We start from the raw sequence: 20,999 nt of genomic DNA, 5'->3' as shown, positions 1-20,999 counted from the left end.
CCGGGCGAGACCTCTCGGAGGTCTCGCCCGGCCCTTCCCCACGTCCGTCGCCGGTCCGGCCGCCCGCACCGGCGCGCCGAAGCCGGCCGGGCCGGGGTCATGGGACCCCGGCCCGGCCGGCTCTCCCGCGCTCGCCGCCCGGCGACCGCGCTCAGCCGTAGTAGGCCGCGCGCATGATCTCCTGCATGTCGTCCAGCATCGGCATGCGGGGGTTCGCGGGCGCGCACTGGTCCTCGTAGGCGTTGAGCGCCTGCTGGGGCAGGGCGTCGACGAAGGCCTTCTCGTCGACGCCGAGGGCCTGGAACGCCGGCTCGATGCCGACGGTCTCGCGCAGCCGCTCGACGGCCACGGCGAGGGACTCCACGCCCTCGGCGGGGGTGGCGGCAGGCAGCCCCAGGGCGCGGGCGATGTCCTGGAAGCGTTCGGGGGCCCGGTAGTTCTCGTACTTGGGCCAGCCGGTCAGCTTGGTCGGGACGCTGCCGTTGTAGCGGATGACGTGCGGCAGCAGGACCGCGTTGGTGCGGCCGTGGGCGATGTGGAAGGTGGCGCCCAGCGTGTGGGACATCGCGTGGACGATGCCCAGGAACGCGTTGCCGAAGGCCATGCCCGCGATGGTGCCGGCGTTGTGCATCTTCTCGCGGGCCTCGGGCGAGGCGTCGCGCTCGTTCACCGCGGCCCCGATGTTGTCGAAGATCAGGCGGATCGCGTGCAGCGCGAGGCCGTCGGTGAAGTCGTTGGCGTAGACGGAGACGTACGCCTCGATGGCGTGGGTGAGGGCGTCGAAGCCGCTGTCGGCCGCCAGGGCCGGCGGCAGCGCGGTGGTCAGCAGCGGGTCGACGATGGCCACGCTGGGGGTGAGCGCGTAGTCGGCCAGCGGGTACTTCTTGCCGGTCGCCGGGTCGGAGATGACGGCGAACGGCGTGACCTCGGCGCCGGTCCCCGAGGTGGTCGGCACGCACACCAGGCGGGCGAGCCTGCCGAGCGTCGGGAAGCGGAAGGCGCGCTTGCGGATGTCGGAGAACTTCTGCCGCATGTCGGCGAAGTCGATGTCCGGCTGCTCGTACAGCAGCCACATCACCTTCGCCGCGTCCATGGGCGAGCCGCCGCCGAGCGCGATGATCGTGTCCGGGCGGAAGTCCTCCATCAGGCGGGCGCCGCGCCGCACGGAGTCGATGCTGGGTTCGGGCTCGACGTTGTCGATGATCTGGAGGGTGACCGGCTCGCGGCGCCGCTGCAGGACACCGGTGATCCGGTCGACGAAGCCGAGACGGGTCATGGTCGCGTCGGTGACGATCGTGACGCGGTGCACGTCCGGCATGGAGGTGAGGTAGCGGATGGCCTGCGGCTCGAAGTAGATCTTCGGCGGGACCTTGAACCACTGCAGGTTGTTGCGGCGGGTGGAGACCCGCTTGACGTTGAGCAGCTGGGCGGCGGAGACGTTGTTCGACACCGACGTGCTGCCCCACGAGCCGCAGCCGAGCGTCAGCGACGGCAGCAGGCCGTTGTAGATGCCGCCGATCGCCCCCTGCGAGGACGGGGCGTTGACGATGATCCGCACGGTCTTCATGCGCATGCCGTAGGCCTCCGCCACGGCGCGGTCCTCGGTGTGGACGACGGCGCTGTGGCCCTGGCCGTGGAACGCGACCATGTCGGCGGCCAGGTCGAAGCCGTGGCGCTCGTCCTCGGCGCGCAGCACCGCCAGCACCGGGCACAGCTTCTCCCGGGTCAGCGGCTCGTCCGGTCCCACCCGGGAGGCCTCCACGAGGATCAGCGAGGTGTGCTCCGGCACGGCGAACCCGGCCTGCTCGGCGATCCACGCCGGACTCTGCCCGACGGCCGCCGCGTTGACCTTGGGCTCGCAGCCGGCCCCCGCCTCGTGGTCGACGGGGAAGAGGAACGCCTCCAGCTTCGCCTTCTCCTGCGCGGTGGCCAGGTGGGCGTGCAGGGTGCGGAACTCGGCCAGTGCCGCGTCGTAGATCCCGGTGTCCAGGATGACGGCCTGCTCGGAGGCGCAGATCATGCCGTTGTCGAAGGACTTCGACAGCACGAGGTCGTTGACGGCGCGGCGCAGCTTGGCGCTCCGGTGCACGTAGGCGGGGACGTTGCCCGCGCCCACGCCCAGGGCCGGCTTGCCCGCCGAGTAGGCGGCCTTGACCATGGCGTTGCCTCCGGTGGCGAGGATCAGGGAGACGCCCGGGTGCCGCATCAGCGTGTTCGTCGCCTCGACCGAGGGCGCCTCGATCCACTGCACGCAGTGTTCGGGGGCACCGGCGGCGACGGCGGCGTCGCGCACGATCCGGGCCGCCTCGGCGCTGCACCGCTGGGCGGAGGGGTGGAAGGCGAACACGACCGGGTTGCGGGTCTTGAGCGCCATCAGCGCCTTGAAGATCGTGGTGGAGGTCGGGTTGGTGACGGGCGTGATCGCGCACACCACACCGACCGGCTCGGCTATCTCGACCATGTCCTCGATGTCGTCGCGGGCGATGACACCGACGGTCTTCATGGGGCCCATGCTGTGCGTGACGTGCTCGCAGGCGAACATGTTCTTGGCCGCCTTGTCCTCGAAGACCCCCCGTCCGGTCTCCTCCACCGCCAGGCGGGCCAGTGCGGTGTGCTGGTCCAGGGCGGCGACCGAGGCCTTCTTCACGATGTGGTCCACCTGCTCCTGGGTGAGGTCCTCGTAGTCGGCGAGGGCCTTGAGACCGGCCGTGACCAGCCGGTCCACGGCGACCGCGGTGTCGGAGGGGGCCTCGGTGCCGACCGTGGTGCCGGAGGGGGCCTCGGTGCCGGCCGTGGCCCTGGTCCGGGATGCGTGGCGGGTCATGGAAGAGCCTCCAGTGTCAGGGGTGCCGTGGACCCACGGCTCAGGGGCGCCGTGCGAGCACGGCGGTGGCAGGAGCGGGACCGGCGCCGCGGTGGGCGGCGCCGCTTCCTGACTCCACTGTGCTGCGGACCGGGGTTTCTTCGCAGTCGCCGAAGGTCCCCGTCCGAGACCGTCCGGCCCGAACTCGCAGGGCCTGTCGGCCCGTTCGGTCAGGGCGCCTCAACGGGACCCCGAGGGGCCGGACGCGGCCGGCGCGCAGTCGTCGACGCGGAACGTCAGCGCGTTCACCACGCCCACGACGCCTTCGAGCCGCCACGCCGCGCGCACGGCCTCCGGGACCTGGCTGCGCGCCTCCACCCGGCCGTCGAGGGTGACGACGCCGTCGCGGACGGAGACGCGGACGGCGTCCGGCGGCAGTCCCAGGGTCCTGCCGACGACCTCCTCGCCGACCTGGCGGCTCAGGTCCTCGTCCGTCCGCAGGAAGACCCGGAGCAGATCCCGGCGGGTGGCGATGCCGATGAGGCGGTCCTCCTCGTCGACGACGGGCAGGCGCTCGACGCCGCGGCGCTCCATCAGCCGGGCCGCGTCCGGGACGCTCTGTTCGGGGTGCACGGTGATCGCGGGGCTCGACATCAGGTCGGCGGCGGTGACGGCGCCGGCCCGGCCGTGCCCGGACCGGTTCGCCTGCGCGCGCACCAGGTCGGTCCCGGAGACCACCCCGAGCACCTTGTCGTCGTCGTCGAGCACCGGCAGGCCGCTGATCCGGTGGTGGTCGAGCAGCCGTACGACCTCCTTGAACGGCGTCGTCCGGCGTGCCTCGACGACGTCCCTGGTCATCACTTCGCCGACGGTGCGGTGTGTCACGGTGGTTCTCCTCACGGGCGTGGGCGGGAGACGGGAGCCGCATCGGTCCCCCGCCCCCCGCCGGTTCGGGCACGGGCCCGCGGGCCCTACTGCTGCGGTCCGCCGCGCCACGGCGGCGGCGTGGCCGTCCTGCGGGTCACGTCCCCGCGGTGCGCGACGCGTTCGGTTCCGTCGCGCAGCCGGTCGTGGAGCCGGTCGGCGAGCTCGTGGGCGGTGGCCTCGCGGGCGTGGACGACCACGAGTTCCCTCCCCACCCGGATCTCGGCGGCGGCGGACCAGGGCAGTTCGACGTGGTGGGCCACGGCCCTGGTCACGCGCACCTCGCCGCTGACGGCCGGGAGCCCGCGCCGGTCGAGCGCGGCACCCGTCTTCTCCCGCAGGTACGCGAGGGACTCCTCGTCGACGTCGCCCTCGGCGCGCACCACCACGGTGGTGACGACCTCGCCCGTGACCGTGTCCTTGGCAGTCATGTGATCCGCTCCTCGTGATCGTTCCGGTACACCTCAAGCCTGCTGCGCGCGGCGCCCCGGTCCCAGGGTCGGCCGACCCCGGTACCGGGGCCGAGGGTCCCGCTCACCTGCTGTCGCTGACGTCGGCCGCCTCCAGCGCCGCCCGTCCGGCCTCCAGACGCGCCACCGGCACCCGGAAGGGCGAGCAGGAGACGTAGTCCAGGCCCGCGGCGTGGAAGAAGTGCACCGAGTCGGGGTCCCCGCCGTGCTCGCCGCACACCCCGATCTTCAGCCCGGGCCGGGCGGCACGGCCCTCGGCGACGGCGATCCCGATCAGCCGCCCCACCCCGTCCCGGTCGAGCGTCTCGAACGGGGAGACGGGGAAGACGCCCTTGTCGAGGTAGGCCGAGAAGAACTCCGCCTCCACGTCGTCCCGGGAGAAGCCCCAGGTGGTCTGGGTCAGGTCGTTGGTGCCGAAGGAGAAGAACTCCGCCTCGCCGGCGATCAGGCCGGCCGTCAGCGCCGCCCTGGGCAGCTCGATCATCGTCCCGACGGGGCAGTCGACGCGGACGCCCGACGCCGCGGAGACCTCGTCGAGCACGCGCCGCACCTCCTCGCGCACGATCCGCAGCTCACGGACGTCCCCCACGAGCGGGACCATGATCTCCGCCCGCGGGTCGCCGCCGGCCGACACCCGCCGGGCGACGGCCTCGCCGATCGCCCGCACCTGCATGGCGACCAGCCCGGGCACCACCAGGCCGAGGCGCACGCCCCGCAGCCCGAGCATCGGGTTCTCCTCGTGCATGCGGCTGACCGCCGTGAGCAGCTCGACGTCGTGCGCGTCGGGCAGGTCGCCGCGGGCCTCGTCGGCGGCGATGCGGACGGCGAGTTCGGTGTGGTCGGGCAGGAACTCGTGCAGCGGCGGGTCCAGCAGCCGGATGGTGACCGGCAGGCCGTCCATCGCCTCCAGGATGCGGGTGAAGTCCTCCCGCTGGAGCGGCAGGAGCGCCGCCAGGGCCCGGTCGCGCTCGACCTCCGTGCGGGCCAGGATCATCTCCTCGACCAGCTTGCGGCGCTCGCCGAGGAACATGTGCTCGGTGCGGCACAGGCCGATGCCCTGCGCGCCGAACCGGCGTGCGCGGGCGGCGTCCTCGGGGGTGTCGGCGTTGGCGCGCACCTCCAGTCGCCGGACGGCGTCGGCCCGGTCCAGGGCGCGGGCCACCCCGCCGACCACGTCGGCCGCGTGCCCGTCCGAACGGCCGTCCTCCAGGAAGCGCATGACCTCCGAGTCGACCAGCGGCACCGCGCCCGCGTACACGGCTCCGGCGGAACCGTCCACGGAGACGACCGTGCCCTCCTCCACGACCGTGCCGTCGGGCGTGGTGAAGCGCCGCTCCTCGAGGTCGACGGAGAGTTCCTCGGCGCCGCACACGCAGACCTTCCCCATGCCGCGGGCGACGACGGCCGCGTGGCTCGTCTTGCCGCCGCGGCTGGTGAGCACCGCCTGGGCGGCGATCATGCCGGGCAGGTCGTCGGGGTTGGTCTCCTGCCGGACGAGCACCACCTTCTCGCCGGCCGCGGCGCGCCGCACGGCCTCCGCGGAGGAGAAGACCGCCGCGCCGACCGCGGCACCGGGCGAGGCCGCGATGCCGTGGGCGAGCGGCTCACCGTTCGCCGAGGCGTCGAAGCGCGGGAACATCAGCCGGGCGAGACCCTCGCCGTTCACCCGGGCGAGGCCGTCGTCCGCGGTGATGAGCCCCTCGTCGGCCAGGGCGGCGGCGATGGCGAAGGCGGCCTCCGCGGTGCGCTTGCCCACGCGGGTCTGGAGCATCCACAGCGTGCCGCGCTCGACGGTGAACTCGATGTCGCACAGGTCCCGGTAGTGACGCTCCAGCGTTTCCATGTGGTCGCGCAGCCGGGCGAACGCGTCCGGGTTCAGCCGGCCCAGTTCGTCGAGGGGGACGGTGTTGCGGATGCCGGCGACGACGTCCTCGCCCTGGGCGTTGGACAGGTAGTCGCCGTACAGGCCGGGGCGTCCGGTGGCCGGGTCGCGGGTGAAGGCGACCCCGCTGCCGGAGTCGGCGCCGAGGTTGCCGAAGACCATGCGCTGCACGTTGACCGCGGTGCCGAGGTCGTCGGCGATGTGCTCGCGGCGCCGGTAGACGCGGGCGCGTTCGCCGTTCCACGACTCGAAGACGGCCAGGATCGCGCGGCGCAGCTGCTCGGCGGGGGACTGCGGGAAGTCCTCGCCGGCCTCCAGGTGGATGACCGCCTTGTACGTCTCCACCAGCTGGGCGAGGTCGCCGGCGTCCAGGTGGACGTCGTCCGGGACCCCACGCACGTCCTTCAGCTCGGCGAGGGCCCGCTCGAAGTGCGCGGCGCCGACCCCCATGACCGTGCTGCCGAACATCTGGACGAGACGGCGGTAGGAGTCCCAGGCGAAGCGCGCGCTGCCGGACACCTTGGCCAGACCGAGGACGGACTCGTCGTTGAGCCCGATGTCGAGGATCGTCTCCATCATGCCGGGCATGGAGAACCGCGCCCCGGAGCGGACGGACAGCAGCAGCGGATCGTCCGGCCCGCCCAGCAGCCGGCCCGCGGCGGCCTCGACGTCCGACAGGTGCGCGGAGACCTCCTCCCACATGCCCTCGGGCTCGCCGCCGAAGTCCAGGAAGGCCCGGCAGGCCTCGGTGGTGATGGTGAATCCCGGGGGCACCGGCAGTCCGAGACGGGTCATCTCGGCCAGGTTCGCCCCCTTGCCGCCGAGCAGGCCGGCCAGGTCACGGCCGCCCTCGGTGAAGTCGTACACGTAACGCGCCATGACGCTGTGCTCCTCAGGTGGGGGACGTGATGCTTCCAGCGTCGGACCGCGACCCGCCGCACGCGAGATGCCGGCGGTCCCGCCCGCGGGGGCCGGTCGGCCCCGGCCCGCGCCCCGGGATCGCGCCTCGGCCCGCGCCTCGGCCCGCGTCCCGGCCCGTTCAGGGCCGAAAGGACCGCTGTCCGGGCTGTTCGGCCGGGGGGCCGTCGGCCTCCGCCCGGTGCAGGCTGGGGGTGTCAGCAGGTCCCCCGGACCGGGAGGGATACGTCATGCTTCACGACATCGCCGTAGGGGTCGACGGCTCGCCCGCGGGTCTCGCGGCCGCACACTGGGCCGCCCGGGAGGCCGCACGCCGGGGCACCGGGCTCAGGATCGTGCACGCGTGGCACCGCCACCCGCGACCCGCACCGGACGTACCGCTGGACCGCACCGAGCACCAGTGGGCCGAACAGGTGCTGCGGGAGGCGGCCGAAGCCGTCCGCGCGGCACATCCGGATCTGCGGATCACCGAGCGCCTCGTGTGCGACGCCGCGGTGGCCGCCCTGATCGCCACCGCCGCCGAGACCGACCTGCTGGTCCTCGGCTCGCTGGGCCTGGGCGCCGTGGGCGGGTTCGTGACGGGGTCGGTGTCCCAGCGCGTGGTCGCCCGGTCCCCGAAGCCCGTGGTACTGGTGCGGGCGGGCCGGGGCGAGGCGGGCGACCACCTGCCGGCCGTGGACGGCATCGCACCGGAGGAGATCCCCGAGACCCCCTTCCGCCCGGTCGTCCTCGGACTGGACGTCGGCCACCCCTGCGACGAACTCCTCGAGTTCGCCTTCGACGCCGCCCACCGCCGCGGCACCGGCCTGCGCGTGGTGCACGCCTTCCGCGTGCCGAACCGCCCCGCCTTCGACCCGGCGGAGACCGCGGCGCCGGCCGCCGTCGCCGACCCGGCGCCGGGCCCGGAGGCGCTGGCGGCCGAGGAGAGCGCCGTGGCCGCCGTGCTGCGCCCCTGGCGGGAGAAGTACCCGACCGTCCGGGTGACCGGGTCGGTGCGCGAGGGACGGGCCGCCGTCGCGCTGGTGCACGCCGCGAAGGACGCCGGGCTCCTCGTGGTGGGCCGCCGCGCGAGCGGCCACCGCCTCGGGGCCCACACCGGGCCGGTGGCGCACGCGGCCCTGCACCACGTCGGCTGTCCCGTCGCCGTGGTCCCGCACGACTGAGCCCGTCCGCGGGCGGTCCCCCGACCGGTTGGCCGGGGGACCGCCCGCGGCGCTCGTGCGGCGACCACCCGCGGCGCTCGTGCGGCCCGGCCGAACAGGACCGCCCCTGCCCGGCCCGACCGCCCCTGCCCGGCCCGACCGCCCCTGACCGACCGGCCCGGCACGGCGCTCGACGGACCCCGGACCGGTCGTCCCCTTGCCGCAGGCCGTCCCCTGCTGCCGGCTGCGGCTCCCGCCGGCTGCGACTCCCGCGGCAGGCGGCGCACGGTTGCCCGCAGTCCGGCCGGCCCATCACCGTCCCCCGTCCAGGGCGACGACCGACGCCGGGCCGGGTGGCGTTGGGCCGAGCGTCGTCGCGCCGGGTGGCGTCGGCCGTCGCCGGGGCGAGCGGTGACGGGTGGTGCACGGTTGTCCGCTGCCCGGCCGGCCCTCCGCCGTTCCTCGCTCAGGCCGACGACCGACGCCGGGCCGGGTGGCGACGGGCCGAACGGCGACGGGCGGTGCCGGACAGCGCCGGGCCCGCCCGCGGGGAGCCCGACGGCACCCGCCCCGGCCGTCCTCCCGCTCCACCCCGCCCCGCGCCCGATCACCGCCCGGCGGCCCGCTCGCCCGACGGCCCGCCCGACCGGCCGAGGAGCCGGCGGCGCGCGGGCCGAAGGTCCCGGGACAGCGGGGCCGGGCGGGACCCGCGCGTGCACTGACCGGCACTGCCCGCCGCCGGCCGGAACGAGCAACATCGTCAGCGAGACAACGGCTCACCGAGAGGACCCGTGATGACCACGACGATGACAGCCGGCCCCCGCACCGCCGACGCCTGGCGGGAGTTCCGCGGCGGCACCTGGCGCGAACGCATCGACGTGCGCGACTTCATCCAGTCCAACTACACCCCGTACGAGGGTGACGCGGCCTTCCTGAGCGGTCCCACGGACCGTACGCGGGCCGTCTGGGAGAAGGTCAGCGCGCTGTTCCCCGAGGAGCGTGAGCGCGGCATCCTCGACGTGGACACCGCGACCCCCTCGACGATCACCTCGCACGCCCCCGGCTGGATCGACCGCGACCGCGAGCTGATCGTCGGCCTGCAGACCGACGCCCCGCTCAAGCGCGCGATCATGCCGAACGGCGGCCTGCGCATGGTGCAGAACGGCCTGAAGGCGTACGGCTACGAGGCCGACCCGTTCGTGGACAAGGTCTTCGGGACCTACCGCAAGACCCACAACGACGGTGTCTTCGACGCCTACACCCCCGCCATGAAGGCGGCCCGCAGGGTCGGCATCATCACCGGACTCCCCGACGCGTACGGCCGCGGCCGCATCATCGGCGACTACCGGCGCGTCGCGCTGTACGGCACCGACCGGCTGATCGAGGCCAAGCGCGCCGAACGCGCGGGACTCGACGCCCGGCCTTCGAGCGAACACGTCATCCGGGACCGCGAGGAACTGGCCGAGCAGGTCCGGGCGCTGGCCGAGCTGACCCGCATGGCGGCGACCTACGGCTGCGACGTCTCCCGGCCGGCGGCCACCGCCCACGAGGCCGTGCAGTGGCTGTACCTCGGCTACCTGGCGGCGGTGAAGGAGCAGAACGGCGCGGCGATGTCGCTCGGACGCACCTCCACCTTCCTGGACGTCTACCTCCAGCGGGACCTGGACGAAGGCGTCCTCGACGAGGCACGCGCCCAGGAGCTGATCGACGACTTCGTCATCAAGCTGCGGATCGTCCGCTTCCTGCGCACCCCCGAGTACGACGCCCTGTTCTCCGGCGACCCGACGTGGGTGACGGAGTCGATCGGCGGCATCGGCGCGGACGGCCGCCCCCTGGTCACCCGCACCTCCTTCCGCTTCCTGCAGACCCTGTACAACCTCGGACCCGCTCCCGAGCCGAACCTGACCGTGCTGTGGTCGCCGGGGCTGCCGGCGGGCTTCAAGGAGTTCTGCGCCCAGGTCTCCATCGACACCAGCGCCGTCCAGTACGAGTCGGACGAGCTGATGCGCCCGCGCACCGGCGACGACACGGCGATCGCCTGCTGCGTCTCCGCGATGGCGGTGGGCCGGCAGATGCAGTTCTTCGGCGCCCGCGTCAACCTCGCCAAGGCACTGCTGTACGCCGTCAACGGCGGCCGGGACGAGATGACCGGAGACCAGATCACCCCCGAGATGCCCCCGCTGACCGGCGAGTACCTGGACTACGACGAACTGACCGCCGCCTACGACAAGGTCCTGGACTGGCTGGCGCAGACCTACGTCGACGCGCTCAACGTCATCCACTACATGCACGACAAGTACGCCTACGAGCGCATCGAGATGGCCCTCCACGACTACCCGGTCCACCGCTTCATGGCCTGCGGCATCGCCGGCCTCTCGGTCGCCGCCGACAGCCTGTCCGCCGTGAAGCACGCCCGGGTGCGGGTCGTCCGGGACGCCACCGGGCTGGCCGTGGACTTCCGCACCGAGGGCGAGTTCCCGGCCTACGGCAACAACGACGACCGCGCCGACGTCCTCGCCGTCGACCTGGTGGAGTCGTTCATGGCGAAGGTGCGCAAGCACCCCACCTACCGGGACGCCGAGCACACCCAGTCGGTCCTGACCATCACCTCCAACGTCGTCTACGGCAAGCACACCGGCAACACCCCCGACGGCCGGCGGGCCGGACAGCCCTTCGCGCCGGGCGCGAACCCGATGAACGGACGGGACCGGCACGGCGTGGCCGCCTCGGCCCTGTCGGTGGCCAAGCTGCCGTACGAGGCGGCGCGGGACGGCATCTCGCTGACGACGACCATCACCCCGGAGGGACTGGGGCACGTCCCCGAGGAGCGCGCCGGGCACCTGGTCGGCATCCTCGACGGCTACATGTCCGCCGGAGGGTTCCACATGAACGTCAACGTCCTGAACCGGGCCACGCTCGAGGACGCGATGGCCCACCCCGAGAAGTACCCGGAGCTGACGATCCGGGTCTCCGGATACGCCGTCAACTTCGTCCGCCTGACCCGCGAGCAGCAGCTCGACGTGATCAGCCGCACCTTCCACGGGGCGCTGTGAACACCGCCGTCGGCCGCACGAAGGGCCGGATCCACTCCTGGGACCTGTCCACCGGCGTGGACGGTCCCGGGACCCGGTTCGTCCTCTTCGTCAGCGGCTGCCCGCTGCGCTGCCTGTACTGCGCCAACCCGGACACCTGGCACATGCGGGACGGGCGGGAGGCGACCGTCGACGAGGTGATGGCGGAGATCGACAAGTACCGGGCGTTCCTCACCGCGGCCGGCGGCGGAGTCACCCTCACCGGCGGGGAGCCCCTGCTCCAGCCCGCCCTGACCGGCGCCGTGCTGCGCCGCTGCAAGGAGGCCGGACTGCACACGGCGCTGGACACCTCCGGGTTCCTGGGCGTCCGCGCGACGGACGAACTGCTCGCCGACGTCGACCTGGTGCTGCTGGACGTCAAGTCCTTCGACGTCCCCACCTACCGGAAGCTGACCGGCGGCGAGGTGGTCCCCACCCTCAACTTCGCCACCCGCCTCGACCGGCTGGGCAAGCGGATGTGGGTCCGGTACGTGCTGGTCCCCGGCTGGACCGACGACCCCGAGGCCGTCGACGGGCTGGCCCGTTTCCTGTCCGGCCTCGACAGCGTGGAGCGGGTCGACGTGCTGCCCTTCCACAAGCTCGGGGCGGCCAAGTACGACGCCCTGGGCATCCCCTTCCCGCTGCGGGACACCCCCGTCCCCGACGCGGCCCTGGTGGACCGGGTCCGCGGCCAGTTCCGCGCGCACGGGCTGACGGCCCACTGACCGGCGCCTCGGCCGGCCCGGCGCCTCGGCCGGCCCGGCGCCTCGGCCGGCCCGGCGCCTCGGCCGGACCAGGGTGCGGTCCGGCGCGGGAGGCGAGAGGGGCCGTTGGGCCCAAGCGCGGGCCGATGCCGGGGCCGTTCGACCCTAGTCGCAGGGGGGTGCCCGCCAGCGATCATGTGGCAGCGGCCGGGAGTGCCGCGCCATCCACCGTGCACAGGGCCCGGCCCTGCAGTGCTGCGACCCGTGCGTGCTTCCCGGCCCTCGAGCCACATGAACAGATGGGGAGGACGCCGTCCGATGGACGAGGCGCAGTTGGACCAGGTGACACACGCGGGAGACGCCCCGAGGCGTCCCGCGCCCCGCGAGGCCGCCCCGGCCGTGCGGGCGGCGGCCCGGCCGGCCCGGCCGTCCTGGGCGGAGTGGCTGACGACCACCGACCACAAGAAGATCGGGACGCTGTACCTGGTCACCGCGTTCGTGTTCTTCGTCGTCGGCGGCGTGATGGCCTTGATGATGCGCGCCGAACTCGCCCGCCCCGGGCTGCAGATCATGTCGAACGAGCAGTTCAACCAGGCGTTCACGATGCACGGCTCGATCATGCTGCTGATGTTCGCCATGCCGCTGTTCACCGGCTTCGCCAACTGGATCATGCCGTTGCAGATCGGCGCCCCGGACGTGGCCTTCCCCCGGCTGAACATGCTGGCCTACTGGCTGTTCCTGTTCGGGTCGTCGATCGCGGCGTTCGGCTTCCTCACCCCCGAGGGCGCGGCCGACTTCGGATGGTTCCTGTACGCCCCGCTGTCCGACGCCGTCCACTCGCCCGGGATCGGGTCCGACATGTGGATCATGGGCGTCGCGCTCTCGGGCTTCGGCTCGATCCTGGGCGCGGTCAACTTCATCACCACCATCATCTGCATGCGCGCGCCCGGCATGACCATGTTCCGCATGCCGATCTTCACCTGGAACGTCCTGCTGACCGCCGTACTGATCCTGCTCGTCTTCCCGGTCCTGGCGGCGGCCCTGTTCGCCCTGGAGTGCGACCGCAAGTTCGGCAGCCACGTCTTCGACCCGGCCAACGGCGGCGCGCTGCTGTGGCAGCACCTGTTCTGGTTCTTCGGCCACCCCGAGGTGTACATCCTGGCGCTGCCGTTCTTCGGCATCGTCTCCGAGGTGATCCCGGTCTTCTCCCGCAAGCCGATGTTCGGCTACATGGGCCTGATCGGCGCCACCATCGCCATCGCGGGCCTGTCGGTGACGGTCTGGGCGCACCACATGTACGTCACCGGCGGTGTGCTGCTGCCGTTCTTCTCCTTCATGACGTTCCTGATCGCGGTGCCCACCGGGGTGAAGTTCTTCAACTGGATCGGCACGATGTGGAAGGGGTCGCTGAGTTTCGAGACCCCGATGCTGTGGACGACGGGCTTCCTGATCACGTTCGTCTTCGGCGGACTGACCGGCGTCATCCTCGCCTCGCCGCCCATGGACTTCCACCTGTCCGACTCGTACTTCGTGGTGGCGCACTTCCACTACACGGTGTTCGGCACCGTCGTGTACGCCATGTTCGCCGGCTTCCACTTCTGGTGGCCGAAGTTCACCGGCAAGATGCTCGACGAGCGCCTCGGCAAGATCACCTTCTGGACCCTCACGGTCGGCTTCCACCTCACCTTCCTGGTCCAGCACTGGCTCGGCACCGAGGGCATGCCGCGCCGCTACGCCGACTACCTCGCCGCCGACGGGTTCACCGCCCTCAACACCCTGTCCACGATCGGCTCGTTCCTGCTGGGCCTGTCGATCCTGCCGTTCTTCTACAACGTGTGGAAGACCGCCAGGTACGGCAAGCCGGTCCAGGTCGACGACCCGTGGGGCTACGGCCGCTCCCTGGAGTGGGCGACCTCCTGCCCGCCGCCGCGCCACAACTTCACCTCGCTCCCGCGGATCCGCTCCGAGTCGCCGGCGTTCGACCTGCACCACCCGGAGATCGCCGAGACCGAAACGGCGGCGTGAGCCGTGGCACAGCCCGTCCTGGCCCTGGGCACCGCCCTGGTGACCGCCTCCGGCTGCGTCTGGTACCTGCCCGCCCTCGCGGAGGTGCGGGCGGGGGCCGACCGTCCCGACTCCCGCCGCAACGCGGCGGCGGCCTGCCTGAGCGGGTGGGCCACGGTCGCGGGCCTCACTGTCCTGCTGCTGGTCGCCGAGACGTGGCGGCTGCCCGTGGCCCTGGCCGGAGCGGGCGCGGCCGTCACGGCCTGCCTCCGGATCCGCGCGGCCGCGCAACGCCGGCGTGAGGTGCGCGAGACCCTGCGCGACTGGGCGCTGCTGGGCCAGGCCCCGCCCCGGCCCGCCCGCCGCCTCGCCACCCTCTTCGTCGCTCTCCTGGGCGTCGGCCTGGCCGCCGCGTCGGCCTCGGCGGTACTCGTGACGGCCGGCGGCACCGGCTCCGGCCGGACCTGGGCGGCGATCGCCGCCCCCGCCGGAGTGACGGTCCTGTCCCTGGCCGTCGCGATCGGCTGGGCGGGCCTGGCCCGCCGCGGCGCGCGGCACCTTCCGGGGCAGCGGCACCGGGACCGGTGACGAACGGCCCGGGCGGTGTCACCAGCAATCCTGGTGACACCGCCCGGGCCGTTGCCGGTTGCCGTGGCCGGGTGCGCGGCGACCGGCCGCGCCCCGGTCTCACCGGCGGTGCACGGTCTCCAGCGCGGCGGCCAGCACGTGCGGATCGTGGTGGCCCCTGTACACCTCGGGCGGCCCCGAGGGCAGGCCGAGGAGCTGCGCCACGGCCGTCCACGCGGTGCGCACGGAGTACTCGACGGTGAAGACGACGTCGTCGGGCACCTCCGCGAACTGGCCGATGAAGGCGAGGTTGACCGAGCCGTCCGGCACGACCTTCGGGCGGTCGTGGCGGCGGCGGGCCAGGAACTGACTGGTGACGTACGGCATGAGGCACGGCACGACGGTGGACGTCCTGCGGACCCGGTCCCGCACCGCCTCGTCGAACGGCAGGTGGTACAGCACCTCTTCGAGGATCTCCCGCCCGGAGCACATCGTCATCGGCTTCGGCGTGTGGTTGCCCGCGCGGCCCGGGAACAGGCCGTAGCCCCACCACACCGAGACGCCGTCGGGCTGGTCGCGGTAGACCGGCTGGCGCTGGGCGACGATCGTGAGCAGCCAGTTGGAGCCGGTGAAGGTCATCAGGCCGCCCCGGCCGGTCTCGCGGCCGCTGAACTCCGCGAGCGCGTCCAGGAAGGCCGGGTCCCCGGCGGTGACCGTGAACGACTCCCAGCGGGACTCCTTGACGCGCTTGTCGAAGGCGGCCGGGTTCCCGAAGTCGGCACGGCCGCGCGACAGCCGGTGCCACAGCAGCCAGGCGTCCGAGCGGTGCGGGTGCTCGGGCGGCGCGGCGGTGTGGGAGCCGAGGCTGGAGGCGTCGGTCATGGACCCGTTGGTCACCAGGACCAGGTCCTCGGGGGCCACGGCGATCCTCTCCTCCCGTCCGTGCCGGGAGAGGTGGACGGTCTCGACCGTGGTGCTCCGGTGCCCCGGCGCGAGCCCGAGGTCGGTGACGTGGCAGCCGGTGTGCACGGTGACGCCCCGTTCGCGCAGCCACGCGCTCAGCGGACGCACGAGGGAGTCGTACTGGTTGTAGCGGGTGCGCTGGACGCCCGACAGGGAGGCGAGCCCGGGGAGGAGGTGGACGAAGCGCCTGAGGTAGCGGCGGAACTCGATCGCGCTGTGCCAGGGCTGGAAGGCGAACGTGGTGCACCACAGGAACCAGAAGTTCGTGGTGAAGAAGTGCTCGCCGAAGCAGTCGCTGATCCGCTTGCCCTCGAAGTGCCCCTCGGGCGCGGCCAGACAGCGCACCAGGTCCACGCGGTCGCGTTCGGAGAACCCCATCGAGCGGGTGTCGACGATCTTCCCGTCCCCGTCGACGAGCCGTGCGATGTCGTCCCAGGCGAACTCCTCGTGCCCGGAACGGATTTCCTCCGTGACCGACACCGCGGGGTCGTCGAGGGAGGGAATGCCGGACAGCAGGTCGTACGTGCAGCGGTACTCGGCCTCGAACATCCGCCCGCCGCGCAGGGTGTAGCCGGCCTCGGGAGTGCCGCCCGCGTCCAGGCTGCCGCCGATGTCGCGCTTCTCCTCGAAGAGGTGGATGTCCGAACCGTCGAACCCGCCCTCGCGGATCAGGAACGTGGCCGCGGCGAGTGCCGCCACCCCGCTGCCCACCAGATACGCCTTGGCCATCACACGACTCCTCGTTCCGGTCACCTGGTCGGGGACCCACGGCCCCAGCCTCTCCCGCGCGGGCCGGTGCCGTCAGGGGCCGTTGGTCACCGGCGCGGTCCGAACGGCCCGGACCCCGCCTTCTGCCGAGCCCTCTGCCGGGCATGCGAAGGGCCCGGCCGGTGAACCGCCACCGACCGGGCCCGTGTCCACCGCGGCCCCACTCCGCGGTGTCCTCCCCCCGCCGTCAGGCCGCCGTGCCGGGCAGCCACAGGTCGGGACCGAAGACCTCGTAGCGGATGCTCCGGGCCGCGACCCCGGCGCGCAGCAGCTGCGCGCGCGCCTCGCGCATGAACGGCAGCGGGCCGCACAGGAACACCGTGGAGTCGGCGGGCACGTCGATGCCGTCGAGGTCCATCAGGCCTTCGCGGGCGTCGGGTTCCTCCGTGCCGGGACGCTCGTACCAGAACACGGAGCGCGCGTTCGGCAGCCGCTCGACGAGCGCGCGGGTGTCGGCGCGCAGGGCGTGGTCGGCGGGGGAGCGGTCGGCGTGCAGGACGAGCACCGGGCGGGTCGCACCCAGGGCTTCGAGGTGGGCCAGGATGCCCGTCATGGGGGTGCCGCCGATGCCCGCGGAGACCAGCGTGACCGGGGTGCCGGCGTCGGCCGGTTCGTCGAGGAAGACGTCGCCGAAGGGCGCGGAGAGCGTCAGTTCGCCGCCTTCGCGGACCTGCTCGTGGAGCAGCCCGGAGACCTCGCCGTCCGGCGTCCCGGCCGTCCCGGCGACCCGCTTGACGGTGATCCGCCGCAGGTCGCCGCCCGGGTCGCCGGACAGGCTGTACTGGCGCAGCTGGTGCACGCCGTCGGCCATCCGGACCCGGACGCTCACGTACTGGCCCGCCCGCGCCCGCGGCGCCGGCCGGCCGTCGGCGGGACGGAGCAGGAAGGACACCACGTCCGGGGTCTCGGTACGGCGTTCGACGACCGTCCACTGCCGCCACACCTTGCCGGGCTCCACGCCCGCGTCCTGGTACAGGCGGGCCTCCCGGCCGATCAGGGCGCCGGCCATCAGCCAGTACACCTCGTCCCAGGCGGCCGCCACCTCCGCGGTGACGGCGTCGCCGAGAACCTCGGCTATCGCGCCGAAGAGGTACTTGTGCACGATCGTGTACTGGTCGTCGGTGACACCGACGGCGGCGTGCTTGTGGGCGATGCGGTCCAGCAGGGTGTCCGGGCGGGTGTCCGGGTCCTCGAGGAGCGCGGTGGCGAACCCGGCGATCGAACCGGCGAGGGCGCGGCGCTGCGCCCCGCTGGCCTGGTTGCCGCGGTTGAACATTCCGTCGAGCAGTTCCGGCCGGTCGCGGAACATCGCGCCGTAGAAGCGGGTGGTGATCTCGTCGAGCGCGCCGGCCACGGCGGGCAGGGTCGCACGGATCACGGCGGCGGATTCTGCGGACAGCATGGAGCCTCCCGGGCAGGGGGACGAGGGGGAAGTGCGCCGCGTCGCGTCGGGCGGCACCTTCTGTGTAGCAGGCACCCGGCCGTGTTTCGGCGCCGTTTCACGCCATCGGCCGAAGTAGGGCCGAACGGCCCTGCGGATCCGGGCACATCGGCCCCCGCGGTCCGCTCCGGCCCGGGACCGGTCGGCACCGGGACGGCCTCCCGCCCGGCCCTGTCCCGTGCGCCCCGCGGGGGTGCGTGCCGGGACCGGGGACCTACCGGTCGCGGCACCACGTCCGGTACGCGGCCACGGCCGTCGGCAGGGTGGGGAAGACGCGGTCACGGCCCACGGTCCCGGTGAGCCCGTACGCCGTCAGGTCGTCCAGCAGGTCCTGCTTGACGCGGGCCAGGGCGAAGACGATGCCGCGGTGGGTGAGTTCGCGCCGCAGGGCGTCCAGCGCGTCCAGAGCGGTGATGTCGACCTCCACGTTGGCCTCGGCGTTGAGGACGAACCAGCGGACCGGGTCCGGCTGCTCGTCGACGGCGGCCAGGGCGCGGTGGCGGAAGTCCTCGGCGTTGGCGAAGAAGAGGGGGGAGTCGTAGCGGTAGACCACCAGGCCGGGGATCGTGCGGGCCTGCGGGTAGTCGTCGACGTCGTGCATGCCCGCGACACCGGGAACCAGGCCCTGGACGGCGTCGTGCGGGCGGGCCACCCGGGAGAGCAGCTCGGCCACGGACAGGCCGACGGCGACCAGCACGCCGTACAGGATGTCCAGGGCGAGGACCCCGGCCAGACAGCCGAGCGCCAGCAGGAGTTCGCGGCGCCGGAAGGACGCCAGGCGCCGGAACCCCGCCAGGTCGATCATGCGGACGGCCGCGTAGACCACGAGCGCTCCGAGGACCACGGTGGGGGTCCGGGACAGCAGCGGGCTCAGGAACAGCAGGACGGAGAGGACGGCCGCCCCGGCGACCAGCGAGTACGCCTGGCTGCGCGCGCCGGCCGAGGCGGCGAGCGCGGTGCGGCTGGCGCTGCTGCTGACCGGGAAGCCGTGCAGCGCGCCGGCGCCCAGGTTGGCGGCCCCGAGGGCGAGGAACTCCTGGTTGGCGTCGAGCTCGGGGCCCTCGTCGTCGCGCCGGGTGTAGGCCCGCGCGGTGAGGATGAAGTCGGTGTAGCCGACCAGGAGGACCCCGACGGCGGGAAGCACCAGCCGGGGCAGCTCCGCCAGGCTCGGCAGCGTCGCGGCGGGCAGGCCCGAGGGAACGTCGCCGATCACCTTGATGCCGAACCGGTCGTCCAGGCCGAGGAGGGAGACCGCCGCCGTCGCGGCCGCCACGACGAGCAGGGGGCCGGGGACGGTACGGAAGAGACGGGCCACGGCGAACAGGGCCGCGAGCGCCACGACGGCACCCACCACCGTGGCGACGTGCACGCGTCCCAGGTGCGTGACGAACGACCACAGCTGGGGGAAGAAGGCGGAACCCGTCGTGGGGACACCGGTCAGCTTGGGCAGCTGGTCCACGATCATGATCAGGGCCACGCCGCCCAGGTACCCGATCAGCACCGGCCGGGACAGCAGGTCCGCGACGAAGCCGAGCCGCGCCGCCCACGCCAGCACGCACAACAGGCCGACCGCGAGCGCCAGGGTGGCGGCCAGCGCCGCGTACCGGGCCGGATCCCCCGCGGCGAGCGGTCCCACCACCGTCGCCGTCATCAGGGCGGTCGTCGATTCGGGGCCGACCGACAGCAGGCGGGACGAGCCGAACACGGCGTACAGGCCGAGCGCGGGCAGGATCGCCCACAGTCCGGCGACCGGCGGCAGGCCGGCCACCCCGGCGTACGCCATCACCTGCGGCACGAGGTACGCGGCCACGGTCAGCCCGGCCAGGACGTCGCCCCTCAGCCACGCGCGCCGGTAACCGCGCAGCGCGCCGAGTCCGGGCAGCAGACGGCGCCACCCGTGGCCGCGGCGGACGGAACTCTCGGACATGATCCTCCTCGCGCCGAAGGATCTCACGGACGCCGGCGCCCCCGGCAGGCCGCGCGCGGCGGTGCGACGCGCTGCGGCCCAGCGAGCCCGGCCGGGCCCCCGGCCGGGGACCTGCGGTCTCCGCACCGCCCCCGCGGACGCCGAGGTGCGCCGGCGCACCGTCGGGGGCCGTGCCCGTGGGGTCCCGCCCGGCGCCCCTCGCGCCGCCCGTCCCGTGGCGGTCGTACCGCACCGGCGGCACGACCGCCACCGGGCGGTCTAGGGCGTGTTTCGAAAGTCCCTCCCCCAGAGGGGGTGCCCCCAGCCCGGCGGCGCCTGGCACGCACTCCCCCAGAGGGGGCACCCCCAGCCGCGTTGTCGGGATCGCCCCGATACAACCAGTATCGGGGCGACCCTCCGCCTTGCGATCGCACGCACCAGACGCCGCCGGGCCTGCCCTTCGGGCAGACGACGCCACTTTCGAAACACGCCCTAGAGCCCCGCCGCGTGGTCGGGGACGTAGGTCCGCAGATCGCGCGGCGAGCGCTGGTAGCCGGTCGACGACGGCCGGGGCGGCAGCTCGAGCACCGGCGGCGGCACCTCGTGGTACGGCACGGAGTCCAGGAGATGCGCGATCATGTTCAGCCGCGCCCGGCGCTTGTCGTCGCTCTCCACCACGAACCACGGCGCCTCGACGATGTCGGTGTGCACCATCATCTCGTCCTTGGCCCGGGAGTACGCCTCCCAGCGGGTGATCGACTCCAGGTCCATGGGGGACAGCTTCCAGCGGCGCAGGGGGTCCTCCAGCCGTCGCCGGAAACGCTCCTGCTGCTCGGTGTCGCTCACCGAGAACCAGTACTTGCGCAGCAGGATGCCGTCCTCGACCAGCATCCGCTCGAAGATCGGGCACTGCCGCAGGAACAGCTGGTGCTCCTCCTTGGTGCAGAAGCCCATCACGTGCTCGACACCGGCCCGGTTGTACCAGGAACGGTCGAGGAGGACGATCTCCCCGGCCGCCGGCAGGTGCTCCACGTACCGCTGGAAGTACCACTGGGTCCGCTCGCGCTCGGTCGGCTTCGGCAGCGCCGCGATCCGCGCCACGCGGGGGTTGAGGTGCTCGGCGACCCGCTTGATGGTGCCGCCCTTGCCCGCCGCGTCCCGGCCCTCGAACACCACCACCAGCCGGGCGCCCTCGGCGCGCACCCACTCCTGGAGCTTCACCAACTCCGTCTGCAGGCGCAGCAGCTCCCGCTCGTACGCCGCGCGGGGCACCTTCGCCGCCCTCTTGCCGGTCATGCCGCCTCCCTCGCCCGATGTCCTGCGTCGATGCCCCCAACGTAATCGCCCGCTCCCGGTGCGAGGAGCGGGACCCGTGCCGGCCGGCCGCGCGACGACGGGGCGTTCTCCGGCGGGGCCGGGACCCATGGCCCTCGCTC

At 73.4% G+C, this 20,999-nt stretch carries 13 protein-coding genes; 5 read left to right on the top strand and 8 right to left on the bottom strand.

The window, feature by feature from the left end; genetic code table 11:
• Nucleotides 1–151: 151 nt before the first annotated feature.
• The 4 genes from adhE to ppdK form a co-directional block, all read right to left on the bottom strand.
• A complete protein-coding gene (gene adhE / locus ACF09K_RS17015) occupies nucleotides 152–2,824 on the bottom strand; it encodes a bifunctional acetaldehyde-CoA/alcohol dehydrogenase (protein WP_392244291.1) in 2,673 nt (890 codons plus the stop codon).
• Nucleotides 2,825–3,043: 219 nt separating this feature from the next.
• Entirely contained in the window at nucleotides 3,044–3,688 is a 645-nt protein-coding gene (locus ACF09K_RS17010) for a CBS domain-containing protein (protein ID WP_392244289.1), read from the bottom strand.
• A gap of 86 nt (nucleotides 3,689–3,774) precedes the next feature.
• A complete protein-coding gene (locus ACF09K_RS17005) occupies nucleotides 3,775–4,158 on the bottom strand; it encodes a hypothetical protein (RefSeq protein ID WP_392244288.1) in 384 nt (127 codons plus the stop codon).
• A 103-nt stretch (nucleotides 4,159–4,261) separates the two neighbouring features.
• Complete coding sequence (gene ppdK, locus ACF09K_RS17000) at nucleotides 4,262–6,958, bottom strand: pyruvate, phosphate dikinase (RefSeq protein WP_392244286.1); 2,697 nt, start codon at nucleotides 6,956–6,958, stop codon at nucleotides 4,262–4,264.
• A 269-nt stretch (nucleotides 6,959–7,227) separates the two neighbouring features.
• On the opposite strand from ppdK, the gene ACF09K_RS16995 reads away from it, so the two are divergent.
• The 5 genes from ACF09K_RS16995 (at nucleotide 7,228) to ACF09K_RS16975 (ending at nucleotide 14,506) form a co-directional block, all read left to right on the top strand.
• Nucleotides 7,228–8,160: a universal stress protein gene (locus ACF09K_RS16995; protein ID WP_392244284.1), complete on the top strand. Its 933-nt coding sequence runs from the start codon at nucleotides 7,228–7,230 to the stop codon at nucleotides 8,158–8,160.
• Between the two features lie 773 nt (nucleotides 8,161–8,933).
• Nucleotides 8,934–11,192 carry a formate C-acetyltransferase gene (gene pflB, locus ACF09K_RS16990; protein ID WP_392244282.1) on the top strand — a complete coding sequence of 753 codons (2,259 nt, stop codon included), beginning with the start codon at nucleotides 8,934–8,936 and terminating at the stop codon, nucleotides 11,190–11,192.
• The gene (gene pflA / locus ACF09K_RS16985; RefSeq protein ID WP_392244280.1) at nucleotides 11,189–11,935 is read left to right on the top strand and encodes a pyruvate formate-lyase-activating protein; all 747 of its coding nucleotides are present in this window, start codon (nucleotides 11,189–11,191) and stop codon (nucleotides 11,933–11,935) included. Before pflB ends, pflA begins: the two co-directional genes overlap by 4 nt.
• A gap of 297 nt (nucleotides 11,936–12,232) precedes the next feature.
• Complete coding sequence (gene ctaD / locus ACF09K_RS16980) at nucleotides 12,233–13,939, top strand: cytochrome c oxidase subunit I (protein ID WP_392244278.1); 1,707 nt, start codon at nucleotides 12,233–12,235, stop codon at nucleotides 13,937–13,939.
• 3 nt (nucleotides 13,940–13,942) lie between these two features.
• On the top strand, nucleotides 13,943–14,506 hold the full coding sequence (locus ACF09K_RS16975) for a hypothetical protein (protein WP_392244277.1): 564 nt from the start codon (nucleotides 13,943–13,945) through the stop codon (nucleotides 14,504–14,506).
• Nucleotides 14,507–14,605: 99 nt separating this feature from the next.
• Here ACF09K_RS16975 and ACF09K_RS16970 read toward each other — a convergent pair whose 3' ends face one another.
• The 4 genes from ACF09K_RS16970 to ppk2 all read right to left on the bottom strand — a co-directional run bounded on the left by ACF09K_RS16970 (nucleotide 14,606) and on the right by ppk2 (nucleotide 20,859).
• Nucleotides 14,606–16,177, bottom strand: coding sequence for an oleate hydratase (locus ACF09K_RS16970; RefSeq protein ID WP_392244276.1), 1,572 nt, complete (start codon nucleotides 16,175–16,177; stop codon nucleotides 14,606–14,608).
• Nucleotides 16,178–16,403: 226 nt separating this feature from the next.
• Nucleotides 16,404–17,618, bottom strand: coding sequence for a globin domain-containing protein (locus ACF09K_RS16965; protein WP_392244274.1), 1,215 nt, complete (start codon nucleotides 17,616–17,618; stop codon nucleotides 16,404–16,406).
• A 253-nt stretch (nucleotides 17,619–17,871) separates the two neighbouring features.
• Nucleotides 17,872–19,584, bottom strand: a complete 1,713-nt coding sequence (locus ACF09K_RS16960) for a SulP family inorganic anion transporter (protein WP_392244272.1) — start codon at nucleotides 19,582–19,584, stop codon at nucleotides 17,872–17,874.
• Nucleotides 19,585–20,055: 471 nt separating this feature from the next.
• The gene (gene ppk2, locus ACF09K_RS16955; protein WP_392244270.1) at nucleotides 20,056–20,859 is read right to left on the bottom strand and encodes a polyphosphate kinase 2; all 804 of its coding nucleotides are present in this window, start codon (nucleotides 20,857–20,859) and stop codon (nucleotides 20,056–20,058) included.
• Between the last annotated feature and the right edge of the window lie 140 nt (nucleotides 20,860–20,999).

Origin of the sequence: Streptomyces sp. NPDC014882, assembly GCF_043081325.1 — a bacterium.
Classification (GTDB): Bacteria; Actinomycetota; Actinomycetes; order Streptomycetales; family Streptomycetaceae; genus Streptomyces.
The sequence above is the reverse complement of the archived record's forward strand: the minus strand, read 5'-3'. Positions and strand labels throughout refer to the sequence as shown.

Coding starts and splice junctions, on each gene's coding strand:
- adhE (WP_392244291.1), bottom strand. CDS start 2,824: ATGACCCGCCACGCATCCCGGACCAGGGCCACGGCCGGCACCGAGGCC.
- ACF09K_RS17005 (WP_392244288.1), bottom strand. CDS start 4,158: ATGACTGCCAAGGACACGGTCACGGGCGAGGTCGTCACCACCGTGGTG.
- ppdK (WP_392244286.1), bottom strand. CDS start 6,958: ATGGCGCGTTACGTGTACGACTTCACCGAGGGCGGCCGTGACCTGGCC.
- ACF09K_RS16995 (WP_392244284.1), top strand. CDS start 7,228: ATGCTTCACGACATCGCCGTAGGGGTCGACGGCTCGCCCGCGGGTCTC.
- pflB (WP_392244282.1), top strand. CDS start 8,934: ATGACCACGACGATGACAGCCGGCCCCCGCACCGCCGACGCCTGGCGG.
- ctaD (WP_392244278.1), top strand. CDS start 12,233: ATGGACGAGGCGCAGTTGGACCAGGTGACACACGCGGGAGACGCCCCG.
- ACF09K_RS16970 (WP_392244276.1), bottom strand. CDS start 16,177: ATGGCCAAGGCGTATCTGGTGGGCAGCGGGGTGGCGGCACTCGCCGCG.
- ACF09K_RS16965 (WP_392244274.1), bottom strand. CDS start 17,618: ATGCTGTCCGCAGAATCCGCCGCCGTGATCCGTGCGACCCTGCCCGCC.
- ACF09K_RS16960 (WP_392244272.1), bottom strand. CDS start 19,584: ATGTCCGAGAGTTCCGTCCGCCGCGGCCACGGGTGGCGCCGTCTGCTG.
- ppk2 (WP_392244270.1), bottom strand. CDS start 20,859: ATGACCGGCAAGAGGGCGGCGAAGGTGCCCCGCGCGGCGTACGAGCGG.